We start from the raw sequence: 12,008 nt of genomic DNA, 5'->3' as shown, positions 1-12,008 counted from the left end.
CCCTGTCGGTCAGCTCCCTGCGGGCTTGAGGATGCTGTAGTCCACGGTGCTGTCGTAGCGGTAGGACATGTTCTCCAGGGACTTGCTGTAGGCCTGGTTCGGCTGCTTGTAGAGCATCGGGAGCTGGCTTGCGTCCTGGTTGATGTAGTCGTTCACCTTCTGCCAGTAGGGGGCGGCCTGCTCGCTGGTGCCGGGGCCGGCGTTGATCGCGGCCGACAGGAGCGACTGCCACTGGGGGTTGGGGACGAAGGCGCCGCTGTTGCTCGGGTCTCCGGGGAGGAAGAAGTTGTTCACGAACGATGGGACCTGGACCTGGACCCGGTTGGCCGCGATCAGGGCCTGGAGGGTCTGCTTGAGGCGGCCGGTGGCGAAGTCGGCCGGGTTGAGCTGGTTCACGGTGACGTTGAAGCCAGCGGCCTTGGCGTAGGAGCCGATCATGATCGCCGTGTCGACGATGTCGGGGATCGCGTTGGAGACGGAGAGGGTGACGTTGACGTTCGTCTTCCCATCCTGGGCGAGCAGGGCCTTGGCCTTGTTCACGTCATAGGTGTAGGCGGGCTGGGTAGAGAGGCCCGGGACGCCCATGGTGGGGGTGAACCAGCCTGGGCTGGGCACGGCGAAGCCTTCGTAGACCTGGCTGATGATCTTGTCGTACGGGATGGCGTAGTTGAACGCCTGGCGGACAAGCTTGTCGTCGAACGGAGCCTTGTTCTGGACGAGCGAGATGTCGTCGAACTCGATGGGGTGGTCGACTCTGGGCTCTTGGACCTTCGGCGAGTCCTTGATCGAGCTCAGGTCGCTGGGTGCGAGGGCTTCGGCGACGTCGACGTTGCCGGAGGAGAGGAGCTGGGCGCGTGTGCCGGAGTCAGGGACGACCTTCATCGTGATGGTCGTGAACGCGGGGTGCCCGTCGGGATAGTTCGGGTTCGCCTTCAGGACGAGCTGCTGGCCCTGCGTCACGGAGCTGACGGTGTACGGGCCGTAGCCCCACCCCGTGTTCTGCGCCGCCCACTTCACCGCCCAGGGGTCGGAGCTCGTGGCGTGCTTGAGCATCTCGGTCTTGTCGTAGATGCGCCCTGTCTGGCCGGTGAAGATCGGGAGGAAGACGTTGTCGTTCCCTGCGTTGTGCAGATGGAAGGCGATCGTGTAGTCGTCGACGATCTGGATCTGGTCCATCGAGTTGAAGTAGTTCCTGATCTGGGTCAGCCCGACACCGCGGTCGCTGAGCTTGCGCTGGACGGACCAGTAGACGTCTTGGGCGGTGAAGGGATTGCCGGCCTGAGAGAGCACGCCCTTGCGGAGGTGGAAGGTGTAGGTCTGGCCGTTGTCGCTGACTGTGTAGGGGTTGTCCTTGTCGGCGAGGGCCCCTTCGAAGTGGGTGAAATCGGTGGTGACGACGCCGTTCTTGGTGGTGGTCTTGTAGTTCAGCAGGCCGATCTGGGTCTGGGACCACATGGTGTAGTTCTCGTTCGAGGCAGCGAACGAGCCGTCGAGGTCATAGCTGGTCGGGGTGGCCGCGACGGCGACCGTGAGCGAGTTCTTGGCGGCAGCGCTGCCGCCTCCGCTGGGGCCGTGGCTGGTGCAGCCTGCGGCAGTGAGGGCGACCGCGGCGGCTGCGGCGAGGGCTCCCATCATATTTTTCTTAGGCACGACTCTTCCTTTCGGAGCGATACCGCTTCTTGATGTTGGCCGACAGATACGGCCAAACCTGTGGGATCGCCCGGGACGAGTAGGCGATGCAGAGGACTGAGAGGGCGACGAAGATCGCGGGGAAGACCGCGGGCCACCAGCGTCCGAGCATGAGCGAGGACAGGGCCGAGGAGATCATGTAGCCCCACTCGGGGGTGGGCGCCTTGACTCCGACGCCAATGAAGCCGAGGCTGGCGAGGATGATCACGCAGTTGCCGAAGACGAGCGGCATGTTGCGCATCGCGGGGCCGATCGAGTTCGGGATGACGTGGACGAGCGCGGAGCGCAGCGGGCTCTCGCCGGCGAGCTTGGCCGCCTCGAGGTACGCTTCGCGGCGCACCCTGAGCACTTCGGCCCTTGTGAGCTTGATCGTGGCCTGGATCAGGCAGAGCGTGATGGCGACGGTGAGAGCGAAGTCCGAGGAGCCCATGATCCCGACGACGACGATGCCGAGGATGATGGACGGGATGGCGATGAAGTAGTCGCTGATCTGGTTCAGGAGGCGTCCGACCCAGCCCGCGATCCCCCGGCTGCTCTCGGAGAGGCCGATGAAGGTCCCGATCAGGATCCCGCCGATCGTGCTGCTGAGGGCCACCGTGATGCCGAACTGGACGGCGACGCGCGCCCCGTAGACGCAGCGGGAGAAGACGTCCATGCCTACGGAGTCCGTCCCGAACAGGTGCTGGGGCGAGGGCGGCAGGCGGGAGGCGTCCACGGTGCTGACGGGGTCGAAGGGCGCGATCAGGGGGGCGAAGGCGGCGACGGCCAGGACCGCCGCCAGGGGCAGGAACGCCAGCGCCGCTCGGACCCAGCCGGCGCGCCTTCGGCTCGGGCGTTCCGGGGGGGCCTGGACGGGCTTGGCAATCAGGGTCTCTGCCATCTCAGTTCGCCTCGCTTTCGATGCCGGGCCGGCGGCGGGGGTCGAGCCACATGTTCACCAGGTCGACGATGAGCATCGCGACCAGGCAGACGGCGACGACGACGAGGAACCCTTGGAGCGCGGTGAAGTCCACCGACTGGACGGAACGGACGCCGAGCGCGCCGATCCCGCCGAACCCGAACAGGCTCTCGATCGTGACGGCGCCGCCGATGAGGGAGCCGAAGAATAGCCCGAACACCACCACGACGCTCGAGAGCGACCGCCGGAACACGCTGAAGAAAATCCACCTGCGGGGCACCCCCGCCGCGACCTGGAACCGGGTGGTCGGCTGGACCAGCTCGCGGTCCAGGCCCCCGATGAACTGCGTGAGCAGGTTCGGGGTGTAGGTCAGCACCATCGCCCCGACCGGCATGATGTACTGCACGAGGGTCTGCCCGAACATGTCCCAGCTCCCGGTGAGCCCCTCGTCCAGGAGCGGGAAGCCCGTGACGACCGGCAGCACTCCCGAGACCCTGCCCAACGGCGCCGGAAGCCAATCCAGGACCACATAGAAGATGACGATGAGGAAGATGGCGACGACGAACACCGGCACCGTGGTGGCCAAGGACGCGTAGACCCTTATCCCGGCCCGCAGGGCCCTGTTCGCGAAGCGGAGGTACAGGAACCCCAGCACGAGGCACAGTACGAACGCTCCGACCAGGCCCAGGAAGATCAGCTCGATGGTGGAGGGGAGCCGGGAGAACACCTCGTTGACCACCGGAGCGCCGGTCACGAGCGAGTGCCCGAGATCTCCATGAAGGAGCCCGCCCCAGAACCTGACGAGCTGGTCCCACACGGTCCCGTCGAGTCCCATCTGGGTTCGCACGGCCGCGATGGACTCCGCTGTCACGGTTCCGGAGCGGGAGGCGAGCGCGACGCTGACCGGGTCGCCCGGCAGCAGCCTGACGAGGAAGAACGCGATGGTGCCGAAGACGAAGATGTCCAGGGGAAGGCGGGCGAGCCTGAGCACCCACCAACGGTTTGCCCGGTACCAGCTCATGATGCGGCCTCCCGCCGTTGGGGGCTCGACGAGTCCACGTAGGCGTCGAGCAGCTCGCGTGTGTAAGGGTGCTGCGGCTCGTTCACGACCTGGTCGACGGCTCCCCGCTCGACCACCTCGCCGTTCCTCATGACCAGGAGCTCCGAGCTGATGAAGGTCACGGCCGGGAGCCCGTGCGCGACGAACATCAGGCCCATCCGGTGCCGGGCCACGTGCCGCTTGATCAGGTTCAGGACCGCCCCCTGCACCGAGACGTCCAGGGCGGAGACCACCTCGTCGCAGATCAGGAGGCGCGGTTCGACGACGAGGGAGCGGGCGAGCGCGAAGCGCTGCCGCTGGCCGCCGGAGACCTGGTGGGGGTACCGGGAGAAGAGCGTCGGGTCGAGCGAGAGGTCATCGGCGATCGCGTCCAGGCGCTCCCGGATCTCCTGGCGCCCCCTGACGCCGCGGAGGATCCGCAGCGGGACCGAGACGGATTCGAAGAAGGTCTGGCGCGGGTCGAACGAGGTGGTGTCCTGCGCGACGTACTGGACCTGCTGCCGGTAGGCGATGCGGCCTGCGCGGCTCGACAGCCACTGGGCAACCGATCGGCCCTGGTAGGAGATCAGCCCGCTGGTGGGGTGCTCCAATCCGACGATCATGCGGGCCAGGGTCGACTTGCCGGAGCCCGACTCTCCGATTACCCCGAGTTCGGAGTGCGCGTCCAGGCTCAGATCGACCGGCTGGACGGCCGTGATCCTGCGGTGGCCTCGGCCGAAGTCCTTCCGGACCGCGGCGAGGGTCAGCTCGAAGTCCCCGTCGTCCGATGTCACGACGCCGCCCTCTCCATGCTGCGGGTCAGGGTCGGCAGTGACTCCCGGTCGTAGTCCTGCAGCCGGGGCACGCAGTCGAGCAGTGCTCTCGTGTACGCCGAGCGTTCCGCGCTCGTCAGGCTGTCCGTGTCGCAGAGGTCCTGGACTTCGCCGTGGTACAGGACCAGCATCCGGTCGGTGTACTTGCGCGCGAGGTCGATGTCGTGCGTGATCACGATGACGGCCGTCCCCAGCTCCACCGCCAGCGAGAGCAGGAGGTCCATGATCCGCCTGCTGACGACAATGTCGAGGGCCGAGGTGGGCTCGTCGGCAATCAGCACGGCCGGCCTGCTGCACATCGCAAGGGCGATCATCACCCGCTGCCGCATCCCGCCGGAGAGCTCGTAGGGATGGAGCTTGAGGACGCGCTCCGGGTTCGGGATGCCGACCTTCTCGATCCACCCGACCGATTCGGCCCGGACCTGGGACCGCCGGAGTCCGCGGGCGTCGAGGACCGAGCGGAACTGGTGGGCGATCGTCGCCACCGGGTCGAGCGAGGTCATCGCGTCCTGGAAGATCATCGAGACGCCTTCGTGCCGGACCGGAATCACGCTCCGGCTCGCGCTCATGTCCACGGGGCGTCCGGCCACCCGGGCGACGCCGTAGTCGACCCGGGCGGTCTCGTGCGGGAGCAGGCCGGCGATCGCCATCGCCAGAGTCGTCTTCCCGGAGCCCGACTCGCCGACGACCGCCAGTCGCTCGGAGCGCTTCAAGGCGAAGGAGACGTCGGACACGGCGGGAACCAGGCCGGACTCTGTCCTGTAGGCGACCGTGAACCCCTCCACTGCGATCGCTTCACCGCCGCTCTGCGCTTGTTCTGCAGGACGATTCACTGGTCTGTCCTCTCTGACAGGGGCGGAATCACTGCCGGACTGCTTCCTTACTCGGGCAGCGGGAGGAAGGCGGTTTCGCGGATCTTCAGCGCGGTGACGCAGGCCACGGCGGACGTGACGACGAGGTAGACCGCCGGGACCCAGATGCTGCCGGTCAGTCCGATGAGGGCCGCGATGACCGCGGGCGCCGCGCCGCCGAAGATCGCAGTGCCGATGTTGTAGCCGAAGCCGTACGCCGCCGTCCGGATGCGCGTGGGGAAGAGCTCGGTCATCGCCGTCTGGACGACGCCGAACGTCCCCGAGAAGATGACCGACATGATCACGACGCCGAGCAGGGCGAGGCCAATGGACTTCTGCGTAAGCAGGTAATAGCAGGGGAAACCGCCGATGACCATGAGGCCAGCCGAACCGGCCAGGAGTGGCTTGCGTCCGAAACGGTCGGACAGACACCCTGAAATGAGCGAGGTGATCGAACCGACCAGGAGCGCAACGCCCGTCACCACGAGGCCCTGCACCGCGCTGAACTTGAGCTGGGACGTCATGAAGCTGGGCATGTAGATGAACAGGATGAAGTAGCCGGAGCTGTTGAAGAGCGGGAGCAGGATGGTCAGGAGCATGCCGCGGCGAGCGTCCCTGCTCGCGAAGGCCTCCCACAGTGGGTTCCGGACCACGAGCCCGTCCGTCTCGACCTTCTCGAACTCCGGCGACTCACCCGCGCTGAACCGGACCCACAGTGCCGCCAGCCCCATCGGGAACGCGATCAGGAATGGGAGGCGCCAGCCCCAGGCGGTCATGGCCGAGTTCCCGAGCCCGGCGGTCAGTGCGGCTGCGAAGAGCGTACCGATCATCATCGCGATGAATGTTGCGGCGTTCGCGTAGCTGACGACCTGGCCACGCTTGTTCTGGGGGGCGTTCTCCGAGAGGTAGGAGTTGCCGTTTCCGGTCTCGGCGCCCATCGAGAAGCCTTGGATGAAGCGAAGGACGACCAGGAGGATGGGCGAGACGACTCCGATGCTTGCGGCACTGGGCAGGACGCCGATCAGGCCGGTGGCGCCGCACATCGTAGTGACGAGGGCGATGAGGACCCGACGGCGCCCGATCTTGTCGCCCCAGTGGCCGCCGACTGCAGCTCCGAGCGGGCGGATGAAGAACGGGATCCCGAATGCCACGAGGGTAAGCAGCATGCCCGTCGACGGGTTGCTGCTGGGGAAGAACACGAGGGCGAGAGTACCCGCCAGGAACCCGTAGATGGCATTGTCATAGAGTTCGACGAAAATCCCGGAGAGGCCGGCAATCACCGACTTCGCGCTGATCGAGCGGATTTCAATACGCTCAACGGATGCTGTTTCCTGTGTTTGGGACATGGAGCACTCCTCAGATTAGGGATGGTGGGGACCGTCCGCCCGCTCCATTCAGGAGGACCTGAATAAATACTGTGAGACACCTCACTTTGGATCAAGAGGGGTTTCGATAGCCGTTTCACATGGCGTCCAACGGGATTCTTATGTTGACCTTCAGGCGCGGAATCCCGCCCGTCAGGGCTCAGATAGGCAGGAAGGAGCGACGCCACGCATTCCACCGCCGCGTCGCTCCTTGTCGTTATTCGGTTTCGACCCTAATTCGAACCCCGGCCTATTTCTCCGGATCCTCGGAAATGTTGATCAGCACTTTCGACGAACGGGACGAGTCCGAAGCGCAGGCAAATGCATCCTGCGCATCGTCGATCCCGAACACGTGGGTGATGACGGCCTCGGCCCGCGGGTCGTTGGCCAGCAATTCCACCGACGCATCGAGCTCGACGTCGAAACGCTGCGATCCGAAGAGGGTGACCTCCTTGGCGATGAGCCCGGCCATCGGTATCGGCAGGGGCCCTGCCGGGAGCATGCCGAGCTGGAGGACGGCCCCGCCGGGCCGAACGGCGTCCAGCGCGGCGACGAGCGAGGGCACCGCTCCGGCGGCCTCGAGGACGACGTCGAAGCCGCCCGGCTCGATCCGCTCCCCTGTGCCCAGGCGCACGACGTCATCGGCCCCCACCTCGCGCGCGACCTGCAGGGGAAGCTCCTGGAGGTCGGCGGCCACGACCCGGCCCGCACCGGCGGCGCGGAGCGCGATGATCGCGAGGCAGCCGATGGGACCTGCGCCGCTGACCAGGACGTTCGCCCCGTGGACCCGCTCCCCGAGCCGGCCGATGCCGTGCAGTGCGACGGCAAGGGGCTCGGCGAGGGCAGCGCGGCGCAGCGGAAGCTGCTCCGGCAGTTCGCGGAGCTGCTCGGGAGCCACCGCGAGGAGTTCGACGAAGCCGCCCTGGGTGTGGGGGTCGGTCGAGGCGCTGCCGAGATAGCTCCCGCCGGCGATGAGGTGGAAGCCCGCGCCGTGGACTCCGCCGGGGAGGGGCGTCGGGCGGGCCGGATGGATCGCCACCCGGGCCCCGATGCCGAGGCTGGTCTCCGCGGCTGGCCCGATTTCATGCACGACCCCGACCACCTCGTGGCCGAGGGTCAGTGGCGTCTTGATGACGTAGGCGCCGTTCCGGCCGTCCTTGGCGTAGTGGAGGTCCGATCCGCAGATCCCGCCGTAGACGACTCGCACAAGGACGTTACCGGGAGTTGCGGCGACGGGGTCGACAGGTTCGACTCTCAGGTCGCCTTCCCCGTGGGCAATGACTGCTTTCATGAATTGACTTCCCTTCGTTTCAGCGCGCCAGGTATCCGCCGTCGACGGGCAGCACGACGCCGTGGACGTAGCGGGCCGCGCCCGAGGCGAGGAACAGGGCGGCGCCGGCGATGTCCTCCGGGCGCCCCCATCGGCCGGCCGGGATACGCTCACGGATCTGCCGCTCCCGCGTCTGGTCGGCCAGGAGCGCGACGTTCATCTCGGTGTCGATGAAGCCCGGGGCGATGGCGTTGACGTTGACGCCGCGGGGAGCCCATTCGTTGGCGATCGACTTCGTCAGCTGGCCGACGGCGCCCTTCGATGCCGCATAGGCGGAGGCCGTGAAGCCGCCGAAGAAGCACAGCATCGAGGCCATGTTGATCACGGTGCCCTGGCCGCGGTCGAGCATGGGCCTGCCGAAGATCTGGATGAGCTCCATGACGGTGCGGAGGTTGATCTGCAGCACCTGGTCCCAATCGCCGACGGGAAATTCCTCGAATCTGTGCCGGATATTGATGCCCGCGTTGTTCACGAGGATGTCCACGCTTTCATTTTCGAGAATGGACCGCGTCGCGTCCGCGAGTTCGCCCGGATCCGCCAAGTCCGCCGTCACGTCCCGATAGCGCTCATGCGAGATGCCGGAGGGGCGGCGCTGGATGCCGATGACCTCGGCCCCGTTCCGCAGGTAGAGCTCGGCGACGGCGCGGCCGATGCCCGAGCTGGTGCCGGTGACGACGGCGGTCTGCCCGCTGAGGTCTGCGCTGAAGTCAGGCAATGTGGGATCCTCCGTTGACGTCGTAGGTCACGCCCGTGAGGTAGCCCGATTCCTCCCTGAGGAGGAATTCGATGACGTTAGCGACGTCGTCGACCGTTCCGATCCTGCCCACGGGAAGTTCCTGGAGCAGGAATTCCTTGCGTTCGTCGCTCAGGCGGCCGCCCATGATGTCGGTGTCGATGGAACCCGGTGCCACGGAATTCGCGGTGATCCCGTATTGTCCGAGTTCACGGGCGAGAGTGCGGGACATCCCGAGCAGGGCCGCCTTCGATGACGAATAGGCCGCCCGGCCGTACACCCCGCCGCCGCGCTCGGCGGAGGCGGAGGAGATGTTGACGACCCGGCCCACTCTGTGCTCCGCCATGATCTTCACTGCGGCCTGGGTGATGTGGAAGGTCCCGTTGAGGTTGACGTCGATCACGCGGCGCCATTCCTCGTCGCTCACCTCGAGGAACGGGACCGGGGAGCTGATCCCGGCATTGTTGACCAGCCCCACGACCTGCGGGAGCGAGGCCGCGATCTCCGCGACCGCGGCGTCGACCGAGGCGCGGTCGCTGATGTCAGCGCCGACTCCGAGGGCATCCGCGCCGTGCTGCTCCTGGATCTCCAGGGCCACCTTCTCGCTGGCCTCGCGGTCGAGGTCGACGACGGCGACAGCCCAGCCCTGCCGCGCGAGCCGGTGCGCTGTGGCGCGTCCGATGCCGCGGGGCGACGCTGCGCCGGTGACGATGGCCGTCCGGTCCTGGGGGAATGGGGCGGCGGGGTATGGGGGGAGGACCATCTACTTCTCCACTTCGGAAATCGTGCGCGCCGGAAGGACGCTGCGTAGGTATTCGGCGTTCGAGGCGCCGACGCTCAGGCCGTCGCCCCCGTAGTGCTCGACCACGAAGGCCCCGCTGAATCCGTGGGCGGTCGCAGCCCGGACCATCTCGCGGTAGTCGATGATGCCGAGTTCGAGCGAGGTCGGGTGCGTGAGCACCAGGCCTCGGGAGGGATCTTCGAGGCGGGCGTAGTTCTTGATGTGCCAGTAGTTGGCGTGCGGGAGGGTGAGCGCGAAGGTCTCGCGCCAGTTCTCGATGGGCCGCTGCTGGCGGATGAGGTTGCCGACGTCGGGATTGAGGCCGACGGCGCTGTGCCCGATGTCCTCGAGGAACCTCACTGCCTCCTTCCCGCTTCCCAGGTACGTGTCCTCGTAGAGCTCGAGGGAGAGCTCGACGCCGACGGCCGAGGCGTGCTCGGCGAGCTCGCGGTAGCGGCGCACCGCGAGCCCGTAGGCCTCTGCGTCGACGGGGCGCTCGGGACCGGGTACGGTCCAGAACCACGTCGCCTGCTTCGGGTCTGCGAGGAGCTCGTCATGGAGTCCGAGGCAGACGACGGGGACGCCGAGGGGCGCGGCGGCGTCGATCGTGCGGTGCGCGAGGGCCAGATTCGCCCCGCCCCGCTCCGGGTGGATGACGCTTCGCCGGACCACGGAGATGCCGGGGACCTCGAGGCCGGCGTCGGCCAGGACCTGGCGCAGCTCGGCGAGGCGGCGTGGCGGAAGGTCGCCGATGCTGATCCACGACGTGGAGACTTCGACGGCGGTGAAGCCCGCCTCGACGACGGGCTGGAGCTGCTCCCGCCAGGCCTCAGAGGACAGTTCGGCGACGGGAACGCCGTCGGGCGTCACGCCCGGGAACTGGAGCATCGCCGCGGCGATGGTCCAGTCGGCGCTGGGGGTCAGGCTGTCCTCAGCCAATGCGGAGGCCTCCGTTGATGTTGTAGGTGGAGCCCGTGATGTAGCCGGCCTCCTCGCCGAGGAGGAACTCGATGAGCGCGGCGACCTCGCCGGGCGTGCCGATGCGGCCGACGGGGAGCTGGGCCAGGAACTTCGGCTTGCGGTCCTCGGTGATGGGACCGCCCATGATGTCGGTGTCGATCGTGGCCGGTGCGATGACGTTGACGGTCACGCCCTGCGGTGCGATCTCGAGGGCGAGTGCCCGGGAGAAGGCCTCGATTGCCCCCTTCGAGGCTGCGTAGGCGGACTTGCTGAACGTGCCGCCTCCGTTCTGCATGGCGGTCGAGCCCAGGCTGACCACCCGCCCGTAGCCGCGCGCCATCATGCCGGGCACCACGCGCCTGGTGATGACGAACGTGCCCGTGGCGTTGATGCGCATGACGCGCTCCCAGGTGGCCAGGTCGAGGTCGAGGAACGCGACCGGCGAGCTGACGCCCGCGCTGTTGACGAGGGCCCGGATCTCGGGGAGCTCCTGCTCGAACCTGCCGATCGCCTCGTCGACTGCGGCCTCGTCCGAGATGTCCGCTCCGACGCCGAGCGCACGCACGCCGGAGGCCGACTCGATCTCGCCGGCGAGTGCCTTGACCGCGCTCTCGTCGATGTCGAGGAGCCCGAGGTCCCACCCGGACTTCGCAAGCCTCCGGGCGAGCTCGGCGCCGATCCCCCGCGCCGAACCGGCGCCTGTGATGACGGCTGTGCCTGCCATGATTCTCCTTCGAATTAGATAATCTATACAATCTTGGGCCCCGACGCTCTTGGGCCGAGTTGGCCTGGCCCCGTCCGCCCGGGCAGTCCGCCTCGGTCAGTCTGCCTGGCTCAGCGAGAGGCTGAGGACGCGGCTGAGGTGGTCACGCATCGCCTGTTCGGCGGCATCCGGATCCCCCGAAGCTATGGCGTCGGCGATCGCGGAATGCTCTGCCAGGACATCCTCGGCATCCGGGATGCCGTTGAGGAAGGACTGCCGCATTCTCTGCGCCTGCGCGTCGAGGGTGGAGGCGAGGCGGAACAGGAAGTGGTTGCCGCACCCGTGCAGGATTCCGTCATGGAAGGAATGGTCGATCCTGAGGTAATCGCGGAGCGCGTCCCTCTGTTGCTCCCCGTCCGGTCCGTCGAGGCGCGAGGCGGCCTCGCGCTGGCCCGCGAGGAGCGCACGGAGGTGGCTGGGAACCGAGGGGTCTCCGAGTTCGGCGGCGCGGCGGACTGCGGCCACCTCCAGGACAAGCCGGGCGTCCATCATGGCCGTCTTCTCGTCGGCAGAGAGGTGCGGGGCGGCGGTGTAGCCCCTGTTCGCAACGTACGTCACGAGTCCTGTCGCCTCGAGCTGCACCAGGGCCTCGCGGACCGGGGTGGGCGAGACCTCCAGGAGCTGGGCGAGGGCCTCGACGCGGAGGGGAGAGCCCTCCGCGATCTCGCCCTCGACGAGCATCTCGAGGATCGACTCGTAGACGCTTTCGCGCAGTCCGGATCTGCGGATAGGCCGCGAGCTGGTCTGGACGGTCCGTCGGTTCATGT

12 protein-coding genes are annotated in these 12,008 nt (G+C 67.4%); all 12 read right to left on the bottom strand.

Features of this window, described 5'->3' with window-relative positions:
* Nucleotides 1-9: 9 nt before the first annotated feature.
* The 12 genes from L0M17_RS09375 to L0M17_RS09320 all read right to left on the bottom strand — a co-directional run bounded on the left by L0M17_RS09375 (nt 10) and on the right by L0M17_RS09320 (nt 12,006).
* A complete protein-coding gene (locus L0M17_RS09375; protein WP_241053706.1) occupies nt 10-1,650 on the bottom strand; it encodes an ABC transporter substrate-binding protein in 1,641 nt (546 codons plus the stop codon).
* The gene (locus L0M17_RS09370; protein ID WP_241053704.1) at nt 1,643-2,569 is read right to left on the bottom strand and encodes an ABC transporter permease; all 927 of its coding nucleotides are present in this window, start codon (nt 2,567-2,569) and stop codon (nt 1,643-1,645) included. Before L0M17_RS09370 ends, L0M17_RS09375 begins: the two co-directional genes overlap by 8 nt.
* Nucleotide 2,570: 1 nt before the next feature.
* The gene (locus L0M17_RS09365; protein ID WP_241053703.1) at nt 2,571-3,608 is read right to left on the bottom strand and encodes an ABC transporter permease; all 1,038 of its coding nucleotides are present in this window, start codon (nt 3,606-3,608) and stop codon (nt 2,571-2,573) included.
* Nucleotides 3,605-4,420 (bottom strand): ABC transporter ATP-binding protein, encoded by an 816-nt coding sequence (locus tag L0M17_RS09360; protein ID WP_241053702.1) that lies wholly within the window; start codon nt 4,418-4,420, stop codon nt 3,605-3,607. Before L0M17_RS09360 ends, L0M17_RS09365 begins: the two co-directional genes overlap by 4 nt.
* Entirely contained in the window at nt 4,417-5,292 is an 876-nt protein-coding gene (locus tag L0M17_RS09355) for an ABC transporter ATP-binding protein (protein WP_241053701.1), read from the bottom strand. Before L0M17_RS09355 ends, L0M17_RS09360 begins: the two co-directional genes overlap by 4 nt.
* A gap of 47 nt (nt 5,293-5,339) precedes the next feature.
* Nucleotides 5,340-6,656: an MFS transporter gene (locus L0M17_RS09350; protein WP_241053700.1), complete on the bottom strand. Its 1,317-nt coding sequence runs from the start codon at nt 6,654-6,656 to the stop codon at nt 5,340-5,342.
* A 268-nt stretch (nt 6,657-6,924) separates the two neighbouring features.
* Complete coding sequence (locus tag L0M17_RS09345) at nt 6,925-7,965, bottom strand: zinc-binding dehydrogenase (protein WP_241053699.1); 1,041 nt, start codon at nt 7,963-7,965, stop codon at nt 6,925-6,927.
* Nucleotides 7,966-7,984: 19 nt separating this feature from the next.
* Complete coding sequence (locus L0M17_RS09340) at nt 7,985-8,719, bottom strand: SDR family NAD(P)-dependent oxidoreductase (protein WP_241053698.1); 735 nt, start codon at nt 8,717-8,719, stop codon at nt 7,985-7,987.
* Nucleotides 8,712-9,500 carry an SDR family NAD(P)-dependent oxidoreductase gene (locus tag L0M17_RS09335; protein WP_241053697.1) on the bottom strand — a complete coding sequence of 263 codons (789 nt, stop codon included), beginning with the start codon at nt 9,498-9,500 and terminating at the stop codon, nt 8,712-8,714. Before L0M17_RS09335 ends, L0M17_RS09340 begins: the two co-directional genes overlap by 8 nt.
* Nucleotides 9,501-10,457 (bottom strand): sugar phosphate isomerase/epimerase family protein, encoded by a 957-nt coding sequence (locus L0M17_RS09330; protein ID WP_241053696.1) that lies wholly within the window; start codon nt 10,455-10,457, stop codon nt 9,501-9,503.
* Nucleotides 10,450-11,202 carry an SDR family NAD(P)-dependent oxidoreductase gene (locus L0M17_RS09325; protein ID WP_241053695.1) on the bottom strand — a complete coding sequence of 251 codons (753 nt, stop codon included), beginning with the start codon at nt 11,200-11,202 and terminating at the stop codon, nt 10,450-10,452. The genes L0M17_RS09330 and L0M17_RS09325 overlap by 8 nt, the downstream gene beginning before the upstream one ends.
* A 96-nt stretch (nt 11,203-11,298) precedes the next feature.
* Entirely contained in the window at nt 11,299-12,006 is a 708-nt protein-coding gene (locus L0M17_RS09320) for a GntR family transcriptional regulator (protein WP_241053694.1), read from the bottom strand.
* Nucleotides 12,007-12,008: the final 2 nt, after the last annotated feature.

Origin of the sequence: Sinomonas terrae, from assembly GCF_022539255.1 — a bacterium.
Taxonomy (GTDB): Bacteria; Actinomycetota; Actinomycetes; order Actinomycetales; family Micrococcaceae; genus Sinomonas; species Sinomonas terrae.
Note: the sequence above shows the minus strand (reverse complement) of the source record. Positions and strands in the feature narration are given on the sequence as shown.

Excerpts from the sequence above, each read along its gene's own strand:
- L0M17_RS09345 (WP_241053699.1), bottom strand. The coding sequence starts at position 7,965 with ATGAAAGCAGTCATTGCCCACGGGGAAGGCGACCTGAGAGTCGAACCT.
- L0M17_RS09365 (WP_241053703.1), bottom strand. The coding sequence starts at position 3,608 with ATGAGCTGGTACCGGGCAAACCGTTGGTGGGTGCTCAGGCTCGCCCGC.
- L0M17_RS09370 (WP_241053704.1), bottom strand. The coding sequence starts at position 2,569 with ATGGCAGAGACCCTGATTGCCAAGCCCGTCCAGGCCCCCCCGGAACGC.
- L0M17_RS09325 (WP_241053695.1), bottom strand. The coding sequence starts at position 11,202 with ATGGCAGGCACAGCCGTCATCACAGGCGCCGGTTCGGCGCGGGGGATC.
- L0M17_RS09350 (WP_241053700.1), bottom strand. The coding sequence starts at position 6,656 with ATGTCCCAAACACAGGAAACAGCATCCGTTGAGCGTATTGAAATCCGC.
- L0M17_RS09335 (WP_241053697.1), bottom strand. The coding sequence starts at position 9,500 with ATGGTCCTCCCCCCATACCCCGCCGCCCCATTCCCCCAGGACCGGACG.
- L0M17_RS09320 (WP_241053694.1), bottom strand. The coding sequence starts at position 12,006 with ATGAACCGACGGACCGTCCAGACCAGCTCGCGGCCTATCCGCAGATCC.